At 46.3% G+C, this 20,161-nt stretch carries 27 protein-coding genes; 5 read left to right on the forward strand and 22 right to left on the reverse strand.

Going from position 1 to position 20,161, the window contains the following annotated elements; translation table 11 throughout:
* Nucleotides 1-6: 6 nt before the first annotated feature.
* From nusB to EKN16_RS12055, 15 genes are all read right to left on the reverse strand, one after another.
* On the reverse strand, nucleotides 7-459 hold the full coding sequence (nusB, locus tag EKN16_RS11985; RefSeq protein WP_125657075.1) for a transcription antitermination factor NusB: 453 nt from the start codon (nucleotides 457-459) through the stop codon (nucleotides 7-9).
* Nucleotides 460-564: 105 nt separating this feature from the next.
* On the reverse strand, nucleotides 565-795 hold the full coding sequence (locus tag EKN16_RS11990) for a DUF2273 domain-containing protein (RefSeq protein ID WP_375782061.1): 231 nt from the start codon (nucleotides 793-795) through the stop codon (nucleotides 565-567).
* 11 nt (nucleotides 796-806) lie between these two features.
* Nucleotides 807-1,370 carry an alkaline shock response membrane anchor protein AmaP gene (gene amaP / locus EKN16_RS11995; RefSeq protein WP_125657080.1) on the reverse strand — a complete coding sequence of 188 codons (564 nt, stop codon included), beginning with the start codon at nucleotides 1,368-1,370 and terminating at the stop codon, nucleotides 807-809.
* 102 nt (nucleotides 1,371-1,472) lie between these two features.
* On the reverse strand, nucleotides 1,473-1,880 hold the full coding sequence (locus EKN16_RS12000; RefSeq protein ID WP_125657083.1) for an Asp23/Gls24 family envelope stress response protein: 408 nt from the start codon (nucleotides 1,878-1,880) through the stop codon (nucleotides 1,473-1,475).
* Nucleotides 1,881-2,042: 162 nt separating this feature from the next.
* On the reverse strand, nucleotides 2,043-3,401 hold the full coding sequence (gene accC, locus EKN16_RS12005; protein ID WP_125657086.1) for an acetyl-CoA carboxylase biotin carboxylase subunit: 1,359 nt from the start codon (nucleotides 3,399-3,401) through the stop codon (nucleotides 2,043-2,045).
* A 49-nt stretch (nucleotides 3,402-3,450) separates the two neighbouring features.
* On the reverse strand, nucleotides 3,451-3,939 hold the full coding sequence (gene accB / locus EKN16_RS12010) for an acetyl-CoA carboxylase biotin carboxyl carrier protein (protein WP_125657089.1): 489 nt from the start codon (nucleotides 3,937-3,939) through the stop codon (nucleotides 3,451-3,453).
* 163 nt (nucleotides 3,940-4,102) lie between these two features.
* Nucleotides 4,103-4,792 carry a SpoIIIAH-like family protein gene (locus EKN16_RS12015; protein ID WP_125657092.1) on the reverse strand — a complete coding sequence of 230 codons (690 nt, stop codon included), beginning with the start codon at nucleotides 4,790-4,792 and terminating at the stop codon, nucleotides 4,103-4,105.
* A gap of 32 nt (nucleotides 4,793-4,824) precedes the next feature.
* The gene (spoIIIAG, locus tag EKN16_RS12020) at nucleotides 4,825-5,460 is read right to left on the reverse strand and encodes a stage III sporulation protein AG (RefSeq protein ID WP_125657094.1); all 636 of its coding nucleotides are present in this window, start codon (nucleotides 5,458-5,460) and stop codon (nucleotides 4,825-4,827) included.
* Between the two features lie 18 nt (nucleotides 5,461-5,478).
* Nucleotides 5,479-6,237, reverse strand: a complete 759-nt coding sequence (gene spoIIIAF / locus EKN16_RS12025; protein WP_125657097.1) for a stage III sporulation protein AF — start codon at nucleotides 6,235-6,237, stop codon at nucleotides 5,479-5,481.
* 52 nt (nucleotides 6,238-6,289) lie between these two features.
* Nucleotides 6,290-7,594 (reverse strand): stage III sporulation protein AE, encoded by a 1,305-nt coding sequence (spoIIIAE, locus tag EKN16_RS12030; RefSeq protein ID WP_232016371.1) that lies wholly within the window; start codon nucleotides 7,592-7,594, stop codon nucleotides 6,290-6,292.
* Between the two features lie 7 nt (nucleotides 7,595-7,601).
* Complete coding sequence (gene spoIIIAD / locus EKN16_RS12035; RefSeq protein ID WP_125666167.1) at nucleotides 7,602-7,997, reverse strand: stage III sporulation protein AD; 396 nt, start codon at nucleotides 7,995-7,997, stop codon at nucleotides 7,602-7,604.
* Between the two features lie 30 nt (nucleotides 7,998-8,027).
* Nucleotides 8,028-8,231 (reverse strand): stage III sporulation protein AC, encoded by a 204-nt coding sequence (spoIIIAC, locus tag EKN16_RS12040; protein ID WP_125657100.1) that lies wholly within the window; start codon nucleotides 8,229-8,231, stop codon nucleotides 8,028-8,030.
* A gap of 15 nt (nucleotides 8,232-8,246) precedes the next feature.
* Nucleotides 8,247-8,765 carry a stage III sporulation protein SpoIIIAB gene (spoIIIAB, locus tag EKN16_RS12045; RefSeq protein ID WP_125657103.1) on the reverse strand — a complete coding sequence of 173 codons (519 nt, stop codon included), beginning with the start codon at nucleotides 8,763-8,765 and terminating at the stop codon, nucleotides 8,247-8,249.
* Entirely contained in the window at nucleotides 8,758-9,771 is a 1,014-nt protein-coding gene (gene spoIIIAA / locus EKN16_RS12050) for a stage III sporulation protein AA (protein WP_125657106.1), read from the reverse strand. The genes spoIIIAB and spoIIIAA overlap by 8 nt, the downstream gene beginning before the upstream one ends.
* A gap of 140 nt (nucleotides 9,772-9,911) precedes the next feature.
* The gene (locus tag EKN16_RS12055; protein ID WP_125657108.1) at nucleotides 9,912-10,178 is read right to left on the reverse strand and encodes a YqhV family protein; all 267 of its coding nucleotides are present in this window, start codon (nucleotides 10,176-10,178) and stop codon (nucleotides 9,912-9,914) included.
* 375 nt (nucleotides 10,179-10,553) lie between these two features.
* On the opposite strand from EKN16_RS12055, the gene comA reads away from it, so the two are divergent.
* The 3 genes from comA to EKN16_RS12070 all read left to right on the forward strand — a co-directional run bounded on the left by comA (nucleotide 10,554) and on the right by EKN16_RS12070 (nucleotide 12,759).
* On the forward strand, nucleotides 10,554-11,411 hold the full coding sequence (gene comA / locus EKN16_RS12060; RefSeq protein ID WP_125657111.1) for a phosphosulfolactate synthase: 858 nt from the start codon (nucleotides 10,554-10,556) through the stop codon (nucleotides 11,409-11,411).
* Nucleotides 11,412-11,488: 77 nt separating this feature from the next.
* Nucleotides 11,489-12,199 carry a 2-phosphosulfolactate phosphatase gene (locus tag EKN16_RS12065; RefSeq protein ID WP_125657114.1) on the forward strand — a complete coding sequence of 237 codons (711 nt, stop codon included), beginning with the start codon at nucleotides 11,489-11,491 and terminating at the stop codon, nucleotides 12,197-12,199.
* A gap of 98 nt (nucleotides 12,200-12,297) precedes the next feature.
* Nucleotides 12,298-12,759 carry a DUF441 domain-containing protein gene (locus EKN16_RS12070; protein ID WP_125657117.1) on the forward strand — a complete coding sequence of 154 codons (462 nt, stop codon included), beginning with the start codon at nucleotides 12,298-12,300 and terminating at the stop codon, nucleotides 12,757-12,759.
* A 124-nt stretch (nucleotides 12,760-12,883) separates the two neighbouring features.
* Here the strand turns inward: EKN16_RS12070 and EKN16_RS12075 are convergent, their stop codons facing one another.
* From EKN16_RS12075 to EKN16_RS12095, 5 genes are all read right to left on the reverse strand, one after another.
* The gene (locus EKN16_RS12075; RefSeq protein ID WP_125657120.1) at nucleotides 12,884-14,137 is read right to left on the reverse strand and encodes an aspartate kinase; all 1,254 of its coding nucleotides are present in this window, start codon (nucleotides 14,135-14,137) and stop codon (nucleotides 12,884-12,886) included.
* Between the two features lie 260 nt (nucleotides 14,138-14,397).
* Nucleotides 14,398-14,955, reverse strand: a complete 558-nt coding sequence (efp, locus tag EKN16_RS12080; protein ID WP_125657123.1) for an elongation factor P — start codon at nucleotides 14,953-14,955, stop codon at nucleotides 14,398-14,400.
* A gap of 64 nt (nucleotides 14,956-15,019) precedes the next feature.
* The gene (locus EKN16_RS12085) at nucleotides 15,020-16,093 is read right to left on the reverse strand and encodes a M24 family metallopeptidase (protein WP_125657126.1); all 1,074 of its coding nucleotides are present in this window, start codon (nucleotides 16,091-16,093) and stop codon (nucleotides 15,020-15,022) included.
* A gap of 58 nt (nucleotides 16,094-16,151) precedes the next feature.
* Complete coding sequence (gene aroQ / locus EKN16_RS12090; RefSeq protein ID WP_125657130.1) at nucleotides 16,152-16,592, reverse strand: type II 3-dehydroquinate dehydratase; 441 nt, start codon at nucleotides 16,590-16,592, stop codon at nucleotides 16,152-16,154.
* 96 nt (nucleotides 16,593-16,688) lie between these two features.
* Complete coding sequence (locus EKN16_RS12095; RefSeq protein ID WP_125657133.1) at nucleotides 16,689-17,213, reverse strand: YqhR family membrane protein; 525 nt, start codon at nucleotides 17,211-17,213, stop codon at nucleotides 16,689-16,691.
* Between the two features lie 250 nt (nucleotides 17,214-17,463).
* On the opposite strand from EKN16_RS12095, the gene EKN16_RS12100 reads away from it, so the two are divergent.
* Both EKN16_RS12100 and EKN16_RS12105 read left to right on the forward strand, forming a co-directional pair.
* A complete protein-coding gene (locus EKN16_RS12100; RefSeq protein ID WP_125666168.1) occupies nucleotides 17,464-18,366 on the forward strand; it encodes a DUF1385 domain-containing protein in 903 nt (300 codons plus the stop codon).
* Nucleotides 18,367-18,403: 37 nt separating this feature from the next.
* Nucleotides 18,404-18,697, forward strand: a complete 294-nt coding sequence (locus EKN16_RS12105) for a hypothetical protein (protein ID WP_232016374.1) — start codon at nucleotides 18,404-18,406, stop codon at nucleotides 18,695-18,697.
* Nucleotides 18,698-18,822: 125 nt separating this feature from the next.
* Here the strand turns inward: EKN16_RS12105 and mntR are convergent, their stop codons facing one another.
* Nucleotides 18,823-19,245 carry a transcriptional regulator MntR gene (mntR, locus tag EKN16_RS12110; protein WP_125657135.1) on the reverse strand — a complete coding sequence of 141 codons (423 nt, stop codon included), beginning with the start codon at nucleotides 19,243-19,245 and terminating at the stop codon, nucleotides 18,823-18,825.
* Between the two features lie 183 nt (nucleotides 19,246-19,428).
* Nucleotides 19,429-20,142 carry a cytochrome c biogenesis CcdA family protein gene (locus EKN16_RS12115; RefSeq protein WP_125657137.1) on the reverse strand — a complete coding sequence of 238 codons (714 nt, stop codon included), beginning with the start codon at nucleotides 20,140-20,142 and terminating at the stop codon, nucleotides 19,429-19,431.
* Nucleotides 20,143-20,161 lie beyond the last annotated feature (19 nt).

Raw genomic sequence — 20,161 nt, forward strand, 5'->3', positions numbered from 1 at the left:
TTGTGATTATGCTTTAGGCTTGAGTTGATCTAGTGCTTGGAGAAGACGGCCTAGAACACCGTTTACGAACTTGCCGGACTCCTCTGTACCGAAATGCTTAGCCAGCTCAATAGCCTCATTGATGACCGCTTTGGGAGGAACATCATCCTTAAACACCAACTCGAAACATGCCAATCGAAGAATTTGACGATCCACACGTGATAGCCGATCTACCTGCCAACCCGTCAAATAGTCCTGCAGCATATCATCAATAGCTGCTTTCTTCTCCGATACTTCCAGCACCATAGCTCTAACATGCTGATCGATGCGACTCACGTCCGCTGCATTCGCTTCGATTTCGTTCTCTTCATTTACCTCATCAATAATCATGCTTACGGCATCCTCGGCCGTAGCGTCCTCATTCATTTCCATTTGGTACAAGCTTTGTACCACAATCTCCCGTGCGAGCCTTCGTTTCATGGGGCCTCCTGACAGTCCAGTTCTAATATGTCGAGAAAATATGATCTCCTCCCTGCCCCGAACAGACGTGTCCAATACGTCCGGGGTACGGAGGAGATCATATTACTATTTAAATGGTCTCCATCTCTGCATGAGCCATTCCGTCAGCCTTTGCCACGGAATGATAGGACCGCTTTGTTCATCTTTCATCTTCCCAAACGTATAACCTAAGCACAGAAGAAAAGCAAAGAAAAGCATATCCCAAAATCCTACGATGAAATAAAGAAGTCCAAGAATAACACCTAAAGTGACTCCAGCGATCCGACCACCATAGGTTGTCCAGATTTCCTTCCACATCGGCATCACCCCTATTCCACGCGACTCTTAAAGTTTGCCGTTTGGATGATGTTAGCTACAAACACCGATACCGTTGCCACCGGGATGCCAGTAATCTCCTCTACATGCTCTTTAACAGCCCGTTGAATTTCTTCGGTAAGCGTCGGAATGGAGCTCTCGCCATCCGCTATTGCACGTAACGAAATATCGATACCCGCTTCGCTAATATGAATGCGTGCTCGTAAATCCTTCACGCCACGCTGACGCGCAGCAGCTTTCAATGCCAAATTCTCAACCGTCTCAAGTGAAATCCGAATATCTCCAAATTCCGTCCTTTGATCAATGGAAGGTGCCGATGCATTGCTGCGACGAAGAGAAACATAAAAAAACCGCAGACTGATGAGAAACAATGCAGCCGAAACTGCAATCACTGTCACTTGCAGCCATTCTGATGTGCCATTGTACAAATTGTGAACTAAATTATTCAGCCAGTCTTCCGGGAACCAATTGAAACCTGCGCAAAAGGCTATTACTGCCACTGCACCGATCGCTAGGCTATACACAAATAATAACAGCTTGTCCAACACTCTAATCAACGAGAGATTCCTCCTTGGGGCGGACTAGATAAAACCCCCAAGTGCCGAGCGGCAAGCCCAACCACTAGGGGGTATGCGATCATTCTTCTGTATGCTTCTGCGTTATTTGACGCGCAGCAACAGTTCTTCTTCTTCTTCTTTTTCAATCGTCTTAAAATGAACGTCATGGATATGTACATTCACTTCTACAACATGCAAACCGGTCATTGTTTCGATGGAACGCTTCACATTATGCTGAATATCAGATGCAATCTGTGGAATCCGATTCCCGTATTCTACAATAATGGAAACATCTACAGCCGCTTCGCGCTGTCCAACTTCAACTTTGACGCCCTTTGACAAATTTTTGCGTCCCAATAGCTCAGCAATGCCTCCAGCAAATCCGCCACTCATTCCTGCAACGCCTTGAACTTCGATTGTTGCAAGTCCTGCGATGATCTCTATGACTTCGGGTGCGATTTGAATAGTGCCCATGTCGGTCTTTTCATAGTCCGCTGCTAACGTACTCATGGTTATCCTACACCTCCCGTAAAGTTGCGCGGCGCCTGCCTTTAGGGCCGATAGCTCATCCGCATCTTATTCCTATACTATAGCATTCTGGTGGAAATATGACAAACTTGGACGACTTTTCTTTGAAGGAAAGTCGTTACTTTAGAAGCGTTCAAGCTCCCTCTATTCTTCAGGATTGTTTACGTCGTAATCCTCAAGAAACTTAATATCGAAGTCACCCTTCAGAAACTTGGGGTGACTAAGCAATTTCATATGAAAAGGAATTGTCGTACGAATACCATCAATCGCAAATTCAGCAAGCGCCCGTTTCATTCGAGCGATAGCATCCTCACGAGTTGCTCCCCAAACAATCAACTTGGCAATCATCGAATCATAATGAGGCGATATGGTATAGCCCGGATATGCTGCACTATCCACCCGCACTCCAAGTCCACCAGGCGGCAAATAAAACTGAATTTGACCTGGAGATGGCATAAAATTACGATCTGAATCCTCGGCATTAATCCGACACTCGATAGACCAACCGTTAATAGCTAGTTCATCTTGCGTAATCGACAATGGATTTCCTTCTGCTACAGAAATCATCTCTTTAATCAGATCGACGCCCGTTATCATTTCAGTTACCGGATGCTCAACCTGTATTCGAGTATTCATTTCCATGAAATAGAAATTACCGTCTTGTCCAAGTAAAAATTCCAACGTGCCAGCTCCCGAATATTGAACAGCGAGTGCAGCACGAACCGCAGCTTGACCCATACGCTCACGCAGTTCAGGGCTGAGAATGGAACAAGGTGCTTCCTCAACAAGCTTCTGACGTCGACGTTGAACGGAGCAATCTCGCTCGAACAAGTGAACGGCATTCCCATGCTTATCTGCCATGATCTGAATCTCAACATGCTTCATGCCAGTCAAGTATTTCTCTAAGTAAACGCCGGCATTTCCAAATGCTTTCTGCGCTTCCTGCTGGGCATTTGTAATTTGAGCGATCAAGGTTTCTTCGTCTTCAGCGACTCGGATCCCCTTACCACCGCCACCTGCTGTTGCTTTAATGATAACCGGATAACCAATCTCACGAGCGACACGAATGGCTTCATCCAAATCTTCAACAAGACCATCAGAGCCCGGAATGATTGGAACATCCGCTTCCTTCATCGTTTGCTTCGCAACCGCTTTGTCACCCATTTTACTGATGGCTTGCGGCGATGGACCGATGAAAACCACATTGCAGGATTCACAAATTTCTGCGAAATTCGCATTCTCAGCTAGAAATCCATACCCCGGATGAATGGCATCACATTCGGTTAATGTTGCAACGCTCATTATATTCGTTAGGTTCAAATAGCTGTCCTTGGAAGCAACGGGTCCAATACAGTAAGCTTCATCGGCAAGACGAACATGAAGAGATTCACGATCTGCCTCCGAGTATACAGCTACCGTCTGAATGCCGAGCTCGCGGCAAGCGCGAATAATCCGAACTGCAATTTCGCCCCGATTTGCAATTAATATTTTATTGAATTTCACGTTTAAAGCTCCTTTCATACCCATTTGTTCCATTCGCTGTGTGACCGGCTTACTCCGGTTTTACTAGGAACAAGGGCTGTCCGAACTCTACAAGCTGTCCGTTCTGAACGAGTATCTCGACAATTTCTCCGCGAACTTCCGCTTCAAGTTCGTTCATCAGCTTCATTGCTTCTAGAATACATACGACGGACTTCTCGTGAATGCGATCGCCCACTTTTACGAAAGGACCATTCTCAGGTGATGAGGCATGGTAGAAAGTACCGACCATTGGTGAAACGATTTGATGGTAATTTGTTGTTATAGCAGGCTGAGCCGCTGCTGGAGCTTGAGCTGTCGAGGCTACTTCAGGCTGTGTTGCTGGGGGTTGGTAGGCCTGCATATATGTAGGTACGATCGACGCGGATTGCACGTTAACCACTTCTGTTTTGCCCGGCTTGCGAATAAGCAGGCGTGCGCCTTCGTTTTCAATTTCTAGTTCTTGTACTGATGTTTGATCAACCAGCTTGATCAGTTCTTTAATCTCGCTTAGCTTGAACATTGTTTCACTCCTAAATGTTTTCTAAGTAACTGAATACCAAAACTTGTACATAACAGACCTATTATAGCACAAACATGACGGAACACGTACCCATTTTTTACATCGCCTTAATGGAAAAAAGCCCCACCGCTTGATTCAAGCAGCGTGGCTCCTTCCGAATTCGTTATTGTACGTATTGTACGGATACCTGATCAGCGGTGACACCCAGCTCCTTGATCACCAGCATCATAATACTATCGGCCTGGCTTCTTTCGAGCTTTTTACTTTGCACAACAACCTTATATTTATTATTTTGTTCCGGAGAAACCGCGACGTTATTATATTGTTTCTGAAGTTCTTCTTCCAGTCCTATGATCTTTGCGCTCTTGTCATCAAGCTGGTTCAGCTGCTCAATTGCCTTGCCGGCATCTTCCTCATTTTGTTTCGTATCCGATATGACGCCATACACTTTGTTATAGTCTTCTTTAAATTTCTCATCGCGTTTTTCTTGCAATTGACTGAACACGCTGCTTACAGCTCCAGATGCTTCAAGTTTGTCAAGTACAGCCTGATCTTCTTTATTCAAAGCGGCTGCATCTTTCACGGCATCTTTGTTTTCTGTCACTAGAGGAGCCGATGTAGAATCTTTTCCTGTGGTCCCTTGCTTTGTTACTTCTGTAACGTTAATTCCATCAGAATTAGTTGCTGTCCCTGCTGCTTCCGTCGCATCCGTTTGCACTTGCTGCTTCGTTCCGTCTGTTGTTAATAGATCTGAGGATTTATTCACATCCTCTGTAAATAGATAGTAAGCAGATAGAATGACCATTAAACTCAGCATCGATACGAGCCAAACCGTTTGTCTTTTCGTATTCATTGATAATTGCCTCCCTTATATTCTTTCAAGTTTTATTGATGCTTTTTGGGTACAACCGAGATTCGGTTAACTGGAACATTAATACCTTTTTCTACCGCGTCCATAATGAGATGTCTTACCGTCATATTCTCAGCACCCTTTGCGACGATGAGAACCCCCCGAATTTTTGGTTTAATTCTTTTCTGAATGATCGGCGACTGGCTATTCGAAGTTTGGTAGAGTACCACTTGTCCATCCTTCGTAATAGAGGTCATGTTTCGTTTCCCACCACTTTTGTCTGTTTCATTCGTAACTTGCTGAGATTCTTTGTCGTTGCGTTCAACCACAACTTCCTCTGTAGAATCAATGGTTAGCAGCACATCGACTGAGCCAACACCAACGATTTTCTCTAAAATTTCTTTTAAACGAATTTCCAGAGGCTGCTCGATAGATTCAAATGAATCTCCGTCCGAATTACGCCCTAACGCTGATTGATCTGCACTCACCGCTGATGCCTCTGGCTGCTGCGGGGATGGATCGACATTTTTGAACGATAGAAAAGAATTCATCAGCATCAGCATCGCACCAATTCCGCCAATGACCAGAAGCCAGCGCAGCGTTCTCACTCGCTTGGGACCTCCTGGACCTCCGCCAACGACCGACTCGAGTCCTTCTAACCATTTGGCCAATGACCTTCTCTCCCTTCGTTATTGCTCTGCCAAGCCATCCCCTTTCCGTTCTACAACAGAGACGATGCCCGGTTCGACTGACCATTGATCCTGTAGAACTTGTTTAACGGTATCCGCTAGAGAACGATTCACCGGTATATAATCGCTGCCTCTGTTTTGACTTTCCTCAGGGCTTGTTCCACGATTTTCTACCTGCACATTAACTGAAACGGTTGGGACTTCTTCGATAGGTTCTGCTATGACTGCTACTGAATCCGAACGACCTGTTTCGCTCTTGTCTGTCCTGGAGTCACCTGCTGATTCTGGCGGCTTGGTAGAGAACGTGACGGTGACTGATTTAATGAGCGCCCCTGCGGTAATACCTGTCGTGACAGCCTCTAGCTCGAGGGCTACTCCCTCTACTTTACGATTAGTCCGCCGTTCAATTTGGCTTCGCATCTCTTCGGTCAGTTTCCGCTGTGTTAAAGATAAAGCAGCTCCCTGCTGTTTCTTCTTGAGATCAGAGGCATCCTTCTTAATGTCGTCCAGCGTCGGCATCCGTACATCTCTTGTCTTCTCCCCTTGAAACCAGCCAGCTACATCCTGATCGAGCTTCGCACTGAAATCTCCATGCAGTAGACGAATGATCGGCGTCAATATCGTTAATAAAATAATAAGTCCGGCGACCAAGCGCACGTATCGCTGCATCGCTTTGTTAGGTAGAAGCAAATCGATTAAGCCAGCAAGCAGCACGACGGCAATAATTTGCTGCAACCAAGAACTAAGCCAGCCAAGCATGCGGCCTCCTCCTTTGTCACATTATCATTCGCCTCTGCTTAACCACACTGTTTCACCGAATCATAACCGTAGCATTGCCAGCCGTTAGAATGATGGTTACCGCTAGGAAGAACATAAGGCCAACCGCTGCCAAAGCTGCAAACACGTAAATGAGCGTCTTGCCTATTGTCTGCAAGCAGCCCACAATCGGGCTGTCACCCAGCGGCTGCAGGACTGCTGCGGATACGTTATAAATGAGCGCAAGCGTCAATATTTTGATCGCTGGGAAGGCGCATAAGAAAAGCAAAATAACAACACCCGCTAGACCAATCGCATTCTTTACGAGCAGTGAAGCTGACATGACAGTATCCGCTGCATCGGAGAACGTCCGGCCAATGACAGGCACGAAATTGCCCGTTATAAACTTCGCCGTTCGCATTGTTACCCCGTCCGTTACCGAGCCCGTTGCCCCCTGTACCGATATGACACCAAGGAAAACAGTCAACATAACGCCCATCAGCCCAACGCTGAAATTACGGAGGACATTCGCAAGCTGAGTTACTTTGAATTTGTCTGATATTGCGCTGGCAATGTGCAGGACTGCCGAGAAGAAGAGCAGCGGGAATACAAGGGTATAGATGACGGTGCCTACCGCGTGAATCATAAAAATAATTAAGGGATGCAGGACCGATACCGTAACGACACTGCCCATCGTTGCTAATAGCGTGAGAAGCAGCGGCACCATCGCCATCATGAACTGAATCATTCCCGTAATGGCATCCTTCGCATAATCAATTGCCACATTGAAGCTATTCACCGCCAGCACGATCATGACCATGTAAGTAATGCTATAAGCAACTTTACTAACTGCATTGCGTTCGAATGCGGTTTGCATCGTCTCCAGCATCATACTGAATACCGTCAAAATCACAATCGTAACGAGCAGTTTCCCGTTGTAGAGCACCTCATGAAGGGCATAACGAAGCAATCCAGCAAGCACGGTCGTTAATTTAAGCCCTTCACCTCCTGGCATGATCATCTCCATGAAGCTAGGTACCTTTTGATCCGGGAAAAATCCGCCGTAATCCTTCATCAGCCGATTCCAGTAGGTCTCAACAGCCTCGGTATGAATACCTTTCAATTGTTCGCCCGCCAAGCTATCATTGACGCTCGAAGCATCTTGATTCGGCAGCATATTCGGAGTGCTAGAGGTGGTATTCTGCTGCACGGCCTGGGAAGATGAATCCCCATTATTCGGAGCAGCAGCCGATGCTTGAGTTGGTTCTGTCATTACAGCCGTAAGAAGCGGAATCAAGGTCAGCAGCAGCAGGATGGCTGTTGCCAGCATAGGTGGAAACCGGAGCGCTTGGAGTCTCACTTTTGCATCAACCTCCCGCCGGCAGAAGGCCGAGTACAGTTTCGACGATTACGCTTATAATCGGAACTGCCAAGACAAGGATGAGCACCTTGCCGGCAAATTCGATTTTGGATGCAATGCCTTCCTGACCAGCATCCCTCACGATCTGAGAACCGAACTCTGCGATATAAGCGATGCCGATGATTTTCAGTATGGTTTTCAGATAAATAGATGGAATACCCGAACGATCTGCAAGCTGCTCCAGCACCTGAATAACCGCTTCTATTTTGCCAATGACGTACAAGAAGATGAACAACCCGGTAAAAGCGGCGAGTAAAAACGCGAACATTGGCTTTTGCTCACGCACGACCAAGATCAGTACGGTCGATATCAGCCCAAGGCCGACGATCTGGATCATTTCCACGTCCGTTTCACCCGCCCTGCTGCTTCGCATTTATTGAAATAAGAAGATCGTTTTAATTTCTTGAAACAATTCATTCAGCATCCGTACAACCATGAACAGCACCACCACAAATCCGATGAGTGTCACCCAGTGCGCCATATCCTCTTTGCCCATTTGCTTCAAAACGGTATGAATCATAGCAATAACAATTCCGATTCCCGCAATTTGAAAAATGGCACTCACATCAATATCCATTCATTCGGCACCCCACTAAACGATCAAAATGACGACAAGCGCCGCGATGAGAACCCCGAGGCTTTTCCACATTTTCTCATACCGCGCTTGATCATCCCGCGCTGTGTCTTCCTCTGCCTTTAGCTGCTGCATTGCAAGACGCAAGTGCTTTATTTGATCCTCGCGATCACTAATGCCAAGTGTTGCTCCAAGACGGATAAGTGCGGATTGCTCAGCAGCTTTCATTGCTGTCCCCGGCCAAATTGCAGTAACCGATTGTTCCCAGCATTCTTTGAAAGTAAGTTCATTCCCTTCACTAAGCCGTTGATTGACCCCGCGGAGCAACGCAGCAGCTGGCTCGGATAGATGAGCGGCACAGCGTCCAATGGCCTCAGGAAGCGGGGTATATCCATAACCGATCTCCGTCTCAAGCCGTTGAAGGGCATAGCCGAGCTGGCGAATCTGACGAGGCCTTGATGCAAAACGAGAAGCTTGCATAAATCCAATCATCGTACCCGCGAACAAGATCAGAGCAGCACCGATTAGCTTAACCAAAGGCACCGCCCCCTTTGGTAGTTGTAGGTTCGCGAGCTGTGGGTGCTCGTCCTGCTGCGAGGGCAGGTACAACGCGGCTTGTAATTCCTCCTGCGGTGCTGCGCCGAAGCTCAACACAGAGCTTAAAGGCTCCCTCTTCTAGCAATCGTCTCAGCACTGGGCGCCCGCGCGCATCTTCGATATCATTCGCGTGAGCAGTTGCAATGACTGAGATTCCGGCATGGCTGGCATCCAGAATGGCATCCGCATCCTCATCGCGGCCAATCTCATCCACAATGATGACCTCAGGCGACATAGAACGGAGCATCATCATCATCCCTTCGGCCTTCGGGCAAGCATCCATGACATCTGTTCGCGGACCCACATTAAAGGTCGGCACACCTCTTACACATGCCGCAATCTCGGAGCGTTCATCAACGATACCCACTTTACGGCCCGTCCACCCTGCAGCAGCAGGATGACCCCATGCCCCGCTGCTTACCGCCCTAGCAAGATCCCGAACAAATGTTGTTTTCCCCTGCTGTGGGGGTGCGATTATAAGAACTGGGAGGATAGAGCGTCTGTTAATATCCAGAAGCTTAGGCAGGATACTTGCAGCAGCGCCAATAACCTCACGGGCAATCCGCAAATTAAAGGCTGCAACATCCCGAATCCCTCGTACCGTTCCATTCTCAAGAACTGTGCGCCCAGCAATGCCAATGCGATGACCGCCCGCGATTGTAATGTAGCCTCGACGAAGCTCTTCCTCCATCGAATATAAGGAATGATTGGTCACTTTCTCGAGCAGCTTGCGGCAGACCTCCGTACTCGGCTTGTACGCTTCTTCCGGTCGGCTGAGAAGGGTGCCTGCCGGGCTGACAAACCAGAAGCCATCCGCTGTACCGATCTCAAGCGGCTTACCCTCACGAATTCTTATTTCCTCAACGCTCGCCTTCACTTGCTCAGGGATACGCCCCAGAATCACATGAAGCTCGGAAGGCAGCAAGTTCGTAATCGGTATGAGCATGCGTAATCCCTTCCTCTCGGTATTTGAGTGTGATGTGAATCGCTAGTTTTATAGAGCAGGTCTGTCCATCTTTGATACCAAGTGTATTCAGGGATCAGGCTGAATATGACAATCAACCTTCTCTATTAACTAGACTGAGGCTACTTTTTTATAACACCTATCAGAATACAAGCCACACCTCCTATGACCCATGCAATTTTGCCCATAGACAATTTATCCGACATTCCGACAAGTCCGATTGTTGTTGTTGTTATGAGGATGATGGGTCCCACAAGTGCAAGCGATGAATTGATAAGAAGCGCTTTATCCAGTTGATTAAGCCGCAGCATAAGAAGCGCAGCACAAATTTCAATCGTCCCCGATAGCACCCGCAAAGAAGCCATACTCATCACAAATTTATTCAGCATATCGTGTCCTCCTAAAAGTTATTGTGTGGCTCTGCCCAATGTGCCGATATCTAGGAGGCACCATTAAGCAATAACTTACTTCGAAAGCATAATCCAAGTTATTGTGTGGCTCTGCCCAAAGTGCCGATATCTATGAGGCACTATTAAGCAATAACTTACCTCGAAAGCATAATCCGAGTTATTGTGTGGCTCTGCCCATGTGCCGATATCTTAGAGGTCTTTTACAGCTTATGCGGGCTTGTCTATGATTCATACCGACATTCATAGCGTCAGATGTGGCAATTATGGGCACGCGCCTCCTTTGCCTTGCATATATTGCTCTCGTAAGTGAGATGACTTAGGTAATCAAAGAATGACAAAGAGGAGATTGATTCTATGAGATCCATTCCCCGTACAAGTTGGCCGGCAGCTTTGTTCGATCCCAGCGGCCAACGAGGAATGTCCGCCCGCGCAAGCCTTGAGCAGAGCGCCCACCGGACTACCGGACGCGGACTTACGATGGTTATTGATAAAGGACTAGGACGCCATTCTTTCTCAGATTTACTAGAGACCGCCGGTGACTATATGGACTGTATTAAGCTCGGCTTTGGAACTGCTCCGCTCTACCCGACCGATCTTTTACTTAGCAAAATCGAACTAGCCAAGCGTTATGGCCTCACCGTAATGCCAGGCGGTACATTGTTAGAAACAGCTGTCCAACAGGATATTGTGCCTACTTTTTTCAATACCATTTGCCGCCTTGGATTCAATGGCGTCGAAATTTCTGATGGCACGATTGAGCTTTCGAGGAGCAAACGAACTGCTCTCATTCAAGAAGGTGTTAAGAACGGACTTCGTGTTGTAACAGAATATGGCAAGAAGCTGAACGGTTCGTTAATCGATGCTAATTTACTTGCTGTTACAGCTGATGAAGATTGGGCAGCGGGGGCAGAAGTACTAATCGTCGAAGCGCGAGAGTCTGGCGTCGGTGTTGGCATATTCGATGAAAAAGGGGATTGCCGCGAGGATGTACTGAATTCCGTAACACGGATGCTTGGAGACGTCAGTCGCATCATGTGGGAAACGCCTCTAAAGCAGCAGCAGGTATTGCTGCTGCAAACCTTCGGCTCAGATGTGAATCTGGGTAATATCCAGCCTTCTGATGTGTTGTCATTGGAAACGATGCGAAGAGGATTACGTTCGGACACGTTCCATTTCGGTTCAAAAGCAGCTCCATTTCATTACATGATTTAATCGAACTTCATGCATGTAGAACCTCCTTCTAGATGAGAGAAAAGTGGCGAGGATTAAGAAAGGAAGTTCGATTTCAAATGGAAATTGTCGTTATTTCCAGCGTCAATGAAGCACAAGCCGAATGCTTCACCCACCGAACTGCGATCGTCATTGACGTACTCAGAGCTACAAGCACGATGATTACAGCTCTGCAATCTGGAGCCAGCGGGGTTTATCCAGTGGAAACCGTTTTAGAGGCCCGAACCCTTCAACAAGAGGGTGATCTCCTGGCTGGAGAGAGATTTTGCCGCAAGATTCCTGGGTTCGACCTTGGGAATTCGCCAGAGGATTTCACCCCCGAAGTGGTCAAGGATCGACGAATCTTGCTAACCACAACCAATGGCACCCGTGCGATTCACAAAGCACTGCGCGCTGATAATGTGCTTGCTGGAGCGATCATTAATGCCTCTGCATGTGCGCGTATGGCACTGGAGCTCAAGCGGGATATTGTATTGCTCTGTGCGGGAAGTCATGACGATTTTGCTCTAGAAGATGGATTATGTGCGGGGTTGTTTATTGATCGGCTGCAAGCATTAAGTGGTATTGCTGTGGAAACAGATGATTTCGGAGCCGCCATGTTAGGTCTATACAAGAATGCATCCACTCGTATCTTGGAGCCTCTCCATCGCAGCTCTACAGGCAAAAGACTGCTCAAAATGGGCTATGGACGTGATATTGAACGATGTGGTCAAATCGATAGCAGCATAATCGTCCCACGAATGCAAGGCGATATGATTGTTCAGGGATGACATATCCGTAAGGCTTGTTCCATACATTGAAATATGGACGCCGTGAGCATATTTAGGTATCTAGCGGCGATGCAAGAATTTCGAAGGGGCATACAAGCATGAGCGGGGAAGTTGTGTTAGTTATCCTGATCATTATTGGACTGATCGGCCGTTCGCCGATTATCTCAACTGCAGCCTGTGTTTTACTCATCGTCAAGCTTATCCATCTGCAAAGGTTCCTACCGACTATTGAAAGACGTGGACTTGAGCTTGGTTTGTTATTTCTGACTTTCAGCGTCTTAGTCCCCTTCGCATCCGAACGTATACAAACCAAAGATATTGTCAGCGCATTAACCTCATGGCCAGGTATATTGGCTATGGTGGGTGGTGGGCTTGCTACCTATGTAAACGGCAGAGGACTAGAGATGCTGAAGCTCGATCCCCAGCTTATCGTAGGTCTCGTTGTCGGTTCAATCATTGGCATCGTCTTTTTCCGCGGCATCCCCGTTGGCCCACTGATGGCTGCCGGTATCACCGCAATATTATTCAAGATATTCAGTCTAATTTCTGATCGACTATAAACAAGTACGAGAAGCCGCAAGCCCCTCCCTTTCAGACCTCTAGCTTGGCAAAAACAACACAAGGACCGCAGTTTTCCCGCGGTCCTTGTGTCTGTGTAATGAACAAATTATGTTGTTATGATTGCTAGCGACGGTCTTGAGGGCCACCGACAAATGCTTGCTCTGCTGTGTCAAGACCATAAGCAGTATGAAGAGCGCGTACAACTTCGTGCACTGGCTCAGCGGCAATGATACAAGAAAGTCGAATTTCGGAAGTCGTTACCATCTTGATACTAATACCAAGATTATAAAGGGCCTCGAACATCTTGGCAGCCACTCCTGGATTGCTAACCATGCCTGCTCCCACGATTGAAACCTTTACTAAATTCTCTTCCGAATTCACTTCTTCGTAAGGAACCTCACTACGGATTCCTTCTACCACGCTAATGGCTTTCTCTTTATCGCCTAAAGAAACGGTGAAAGCAAAATCAGCTTTACCTTCTTGCACACCGCTCTGAACGATAATATCTACATCGATACCGCTTGATGCTAATGCTCCGAATACTTTAGCGAGCACACCCGGAATATCCTCAACACCCAAAATGCTGATTCTCGCTACATTTTTGTCATAGGCGATGCCGCGAACGACAATCCCTTGCTCCATGACTGCTTCCTCCTTTACACTCGTTCCCTCGTTTTGCGTGAAGCTTGAACGTACAACTAACGGTACGTTGTAATTCTTGGCATATTCAACTGCGCGCGGATGAAGTACGGCCGCCCCTAAGTTGGCAAGCTCCAGCATTTCGTCATACGAAATTTCATCTAGCTTGCGAGCGCATTTCACAATACGCGGATCAGTTGAGTAAATACCATCAACATCTGTGTAAATCTCACAAACATCAGCTTTTATAGCTGCAGCTAGTGCGACAGCTGTTGTATCAGATCCACCGCGGCCAAGCGTCGTTATTTCGCCATCTTCGGTCATTCCTTGGAATCCAGCAATAATAACGGCATTCCCTTCCTCGATCGCATTGATGATACGATCAGGACGAATATCGGTAATACGCGCTTTCCCATGTACAGCCTCAGTGCGAATACCAGCCTGCCAGCCCGTAAAGGACATTGCTTTATGACCGATTGAGTGAATCGTCATAGAAAGCAGAGCGACTGAAATTTGTTCTCCCGTCGTCAGCAGCATATCCATTTCACGTGATGGCGGGCTAAGATTAAGCTGCTTTGATTGGTCGATTAAATCGTCTGTGGTGTCACCCATTGCTGAAACTACGACAACGACTTGATGGCCAGCCTCTTTATAATCGGCAATCCGTTTTGCGACTCGCTGCATCCGTTCTGTCGAACCGACGGAGCTGCCGCCGAACTTCATTACTATCAACGACAACGCAGATCCACTCCCAAATTGTTCTATTTCTTATCCACAAAATAATGAATCATCCAAAATAAGATTATAGCATAGAAGTAAGGCTTTGGGTATGACAAAAGCCGCCCGGCGCAAGGACCTGACGGCTTTTTCGATAATCACTATAACTAGATCAAGAAGAAACGGCTAACGCCGTCCTTGGCGGTGAAGCTAGTTTCTTCCCTCTGAAATATAAGTAAAGTATGGAGAAAACATATACTGTCTTATATTTGAACAAAGGATTAAGCACGGGAAATGTATTTACCCTCACGCGTGTCAATCAGAAGAACGTCACCTTCATTAATGAATAATGGAACTTGTACCGTGTGGCCCGTTTCAACTGTTGCACTCTTCGTTGCGCCAGTTGCCGTATTGCCCTTGATTCCAGGTTCTGTTTCAACAACTTTCAAATCCACACTGTTAGGCAGCGTAATACCAATGATCTCTGTATTGTAGCTAGCAATGTTAACAGTCATGTTTTCTTTAAGGAAGTTGATTTCCCATTCCAGTTGTTTTTTATCAAGTGTAAATTGGTCGAAAGTTTCGTTATCCATGAAGGAATACTCGGAGCCAGAGTTATACAAGTACTGAACAGCCCGGTTCTCAATGATAGCACGGCCAATTGACTCTCCAGCACGGAAAGTTCTTTCAACTGTATTGCCATTACGCAAGTTCTTCAATTTGGAACGAACGAATGCCGCGCCTTTACCTGGCTTAACATGCTGAAACTCGATTACTGTGAAAATATCGCCTTCTACCTCGACGGTAAGACCTGTTTTAAAATCATTAACTGAAACCACTGAAAACCCTCCTAAAGTTGTACGAAGCACAATACTTCGTAAGCGTTGAACTTATATAAAACACTCATTCCAAGATGAATAATGCCTTGGGTGATGAGGTTAATAACGAATTTCCACCTGCTGTAATCACAATGTCATCCTCAATTCGAACGCCACCAAAGCCTGGGAGATAGATACCTGGTTCCACGGTTACAACCATTCCAGGCTCAAGGACAGTCTCACCTGTCTTCGAAAGTCTTGGGTTCTCATGAATTTCCATACCTAAGCCGTGGCCTGTACCATGTCCGAAGTTATCTCCGTAGCCATAACGAGTAATGATATCGCGTGCTACCGCATCGGCTTCACGGCCAGTCATTCCCGGTTTAACAGCGGCAAGTGTAGCAAGCTGAGCTTCTAATACGATCTCATAAATTTCACGATGCTTATCCGTTGGTTTACCAACAACGATTGTTCTCGTAATATCCGAGCAGTAACCTTTGTAGTAAGCGCCAAAATCTAGCTTCACAAATTCATTGCTACCTATAATTCGATCGCTGGCTACACCATGCGGCAATGCCGAGCGTTCCCCAGAAGCGACTATTGTTTCAAAGGAAGACGATGTCGCTCCTTTGCTGCGCATATAGAACTCCATCTCTAGCGCGACTTCACGTTCACTAAGCCCTGGTCTAATAAATCCAAGGATATGATTATACGTTTCATCAGCAAGTTTAGCGGCATCACGCATAATAGCGAGCTCCGCATCATCCTTGATCATCCGCAGCTGTTCCACAATACCAGAAACTGGTTGAAGCTGAATCTCTCCTAACGCGATCTTCCAAGCAGCGTATTCACTAAATACGACATGCTCCTGCTCGAAGCCTAATTGGGTTACACCTGCAGCTGCTGAGAGCTCCTTAACGGTATCGATCCATTTGACTCCATGCTCGATAACGGTAAAATCAACCGCTTGCTGTGGAGCTTGGGTCATATAGCGAAAATCTGTTAGCAGCCAGCTGTGATCAGCTGTTATTAGCAATACACCTGCAGAACCTGTAAATCCGCTTAAATACCGACGATTGACCGGATTTGTAATAAGAAGCGCATCTAGGCCAAGCTCCTGCAGCTTCTCTTTGACCCCGATTAAATTAGTGTTTGTCATGGTTAAACTTCCTTTCACCATGCCGCTTCCATAGGGTCTGAACGGTTTATGTACGGCCCTATTGCGACTTTAGATGATCTACAAGCGCTTGTAAGCCAAGCAAATAGCTCTGCGCGCCGAAACCAGCAATTTGTCCCACTGCTATAGGCGCGATGACGGATAGATGACGGAATGCTTCTCGCTTATGAATGTTCGATAAATGCACCTCAACAACCGGCAGCCCTACTCCGCTAATTCCATCACGAAGTGCGTAACTATAATGCGTAAGTGCTCCTGGATTAATTAAGATCCCATCAACCTTTCCATAAGCCTCTTGAACGCGGTCAATAAGAGCGCCCTCATGATTCGATTGAAAGAATAATAGTTCCACACCGAGTGTCTCTGCTTTTTCACGCAAAAGCAATTCTATGTCCGTTAGCGTTGTTGAACCATATACAGCTGGTTCCCGGATTCCAAGCATATTTAAGTTTGGTCCGTTTACTACAAGTATCGTTGTCATGGAATCCCTCCCGCCGCATAGATCAATTGCCATTTTACCACAAAGACCCTCGCTTTGAGAAGTGTCGTCCATGACGAAAGAGAGGAGTGCCCCTGCTTAGTTCGCTCCAATTGGTTCACGTGATACTTCATCCGTAAATTCAAAGGCTATCGTATACCCAATAAATAACCCCCAAACGGTAAAAACCGCTAGTTCCGTAACGATCGAATCCCAGTCAAGTTTATAAATCGGCTTCGTTATAGCCATGATTGGACCAATCCAGGCAAATAGAATGACCCACCAAATCATACCGTACCCAATACCAGCCCTAGGTCCTGAGAATCGTCCCAATAAAAGCTTATAGAGCAGAGCGGCAATAATCGAGAAAATAATGAAGCAGCCGATACCCACCACATTCCCCCAGCCTGTTTTAAGAAAAGCAAGACGAAAGAAAGGATCCGCCATAAACGCTGGAAGTACCTTTGTAAATTGCATGGCGTGCAGTAACCAACGCAGCAGACCCCAAATTAATCCGGCAAAGAATCCTGTCTTTACACAAAACCAGAAGCTATTCGTTCGATGCTCCTGCCGCTTCTTCGGATGAGAGGTATATCTTTTTAGTTTGCTGTGATCGGATTGCATAAGTATCCTCCATTAGTTGCACAAGTAGATTAATCTGTACAGGTTAGTATGCACAAATCAACTAGCAGTAAACGGTGAAGGGGCGATTTTTGGTCATGGATCCCGCGTGCAATCAGTAACAGAATCAAGTACAATAAATAAGAAGCTTCTAACTAAATGAGACATGATATGTCAAACTAAAGGATGGTGATTCGCCTTGTCACAGGATTCGCGTAACATTTATGGCGGACAAGCTGTCATAGAAGGTGTCATGTTTGCAGGCAAACATGCTAACGTCACAGCTGTGCGTCGCAAGAACAATGAAATTATGTTTTATGAAGTACCACGCACAACTAAGCCTTGGTTGCAAAAACTTAAAAAAATACCGCTTCTGCGCGGTATCGTAGCCATATTGGAATCAAGTGCCAAAGGCTCACAGCATTTGAACTTTTCATTAGAATCCTATGCTGAAGACGAGCTCGAGGGAGAGCAGGACGAGGCTAAGCTGGCTAAAGCCAAGAAAGCCGAAGAGAAAAAAGGCTGGAGCTTAAGCATGATTGTTGGTGTAGCGGTAGCAGGTATCCTCTCCTTTATCGTAGGGAAATTAGTTTTTACCGTCGTACCAGCAGCCGTAGAACAGTTGCTCTTTGGACATGCATTCTCGAATATAATAGTACACAACCTGATTGAAGGCGTTATCAAGATCCTGTTCCTGCTCTCATACTTGTACATTATTTCGTTAACACCGCTTATTAAACGGCTGTTCCAATACCACGGAGCTGAACATAAAGTAATAAGTGCCTACGAAGCTGGTGTTGAGCTTACCGTTGCGAATGTCCAACGTTATACTCGCCTCCATTATCGCTGTGGAAGCAGCTTTATTGTTTTTTCCGTGCTCGTCGGCATTATCGTCTACTCTTTCTTTCACTGGGACTCCATGTGGGAGCGAATCTATTTACGGGTACTGCTTCTTCCAGTTGTACTAGGTGCATCTTATGAAGCGCTTCGTTTCACGAATGCACTGCGTGATACACCGGTGCTCCGTTTCCTAGGTTACCCTGGATTGTGGCTGCAGAAGCTTACTACCAAAGAGCCGAATGACGAGCAGGTTGCCGTATCCATTGCATCCTTTAACCGTATGCTTGAGCTCGATCGTCAAGTCGCCAAAGCGTAACGTAGTATTCTAAGTTCGGAAAGAAAGGGTGAAGGTTATGCCTCGAAAAGTAAGTCCCTTATTACTCGTCATCCTTCTACTCGTGGGTGCCGGTCTTGTCTCACAGATGCTAGCGAATCCCACACAAATGATTATCCCGGTTGTTATCTTCGGTGCTATCTATTTGCTCTATAAGTTCCCGCCTGGAGGCGCTAGAACACGGACTAAACCAAGAAATAAACCGATTAACCGTAAAGAAGCGCAAACTACCAAGCCTAAATCTCGCAAAAACATTCCGTTTCGCGTCATTGAAGGCGGCAAGGATGACGACAATTTACCTAAATATCACTAGTGAATGAACTGGATCTTGGTTGTTACAAGATCCAGTTTTTTTGTGTTTAGTAATGCATATCAAAAAGCCATCTCCATATTTCATGGAGATGGCTTTTCAACGTGTTATGCTATATGTCGATTCGGTTATTCGGTGTCCATTTCCGAGCGGATACCTCTCAAGTCCTCCAAACGACTTGCATCACGGCGGAAATATTCAAGCAGCGTTTCAATGCAGGTAATGGAATCCCAGCTCAAGTGATGTTCTATTCCTTCAACGTCCTTATATATATTCTCTTCTTGAACGCCGATAAGGGTCAAGAATGATTCCAGCAGCTGATGACGATCCACCAGCCTCTTGCCCATCTTCTTTCCTTTGTTCGTTAGAATAAGCCCGCGATATTTCTCGTATATGAGATATTTATCTTTATCCAGCTTTTGAATCATTTTCGTAACGGAAGAAGGATGCACCTCTAGCCCTTCAGCAATATCCGATACTCGTGCATAACCCTTTTCGTCAATAAGCTTGTAAATTCGTTCCAAGTAATCCTCCATGCTAGGAGTCGGCATCGAAAGAACCTCCATTCACCATCATCCCGCGTTGATAATACCTTGCTGTTAAGCGCATATCATCAGCATCAGCGCAATTGCTGCGCATTACTCTTAGTATCATACACTGCTCGGCTACATGCCGCAACCTGCGCGACTTAACTTTCCATGATTGTGTCTACCATCCATTACTTCACTTAAACCTTAAAACTTCAGCCATTCTGGCGTGATTGAATTCAGCCAGATGGTAATCTTGGTCATTTGATCAGTGAAGAGTAAAATACCCATAAGTAGCATAACAGCGCCGCCGATCTTCATCATGATTCCCGAGTAGCGAACAATCCATCTCGTGGAGCCAATGAAGAAAGCCAGCACGAAAAACGGAATAGCGAAACCAAGCGCATAGGCAGTCGTTAGCTCAAACCATGTTCCAGGCTCCGATGCGGCCAGCAGCAATATACTTGCCAGAATTGGACCTGTACAGGGTGACCATCCAGCCGAGAAGCCGATCCCAAATATGAATGAAGCTAGATACCCTGATTTATTCAGCTTAAGAGGCATTTTGCGTTCCTTCATAAGCATGGTAGGTTGTATAAGACCTACCAAAATAAGTCCCATGAGTATAATAAAAACCGCTGATAGCTGACGAATTAAGGTCTGATAATCAGAAAAGAACTCTGCGAACTTATTTGTACTATAACCAAGTGTATAGTATACGACCGAAAATCCGAGGACAAAGAAAAGCGTATGGCTCATCGTCCTTATGCGTACTTGTTTCCCAGGATGCTCACTCTTCAAATCCGCAACTGAAACACCTGTTATGTAAGATAAATAAGAAGGATAGAGCGGTAAGCAGCAAGGAGATATAAATGATGCAATACCTGCTCCGAACGCGGCCCAAATCGTAACTTCAGACAATTGGATTCACCTCGCTATA

Origin of the sequence: Paenibacillus baekrokdamisoli, assembly GCF_003945345.1 — a bacterium.
In the GTDB taxonomy this organism is placed as follows: Bacteria; Bacillota; Bacilli; order Paenibacillales; family Paenibacillaceae; genus Paenibacillus_Z; species Paenibacillus_Z baekrokdamisoli.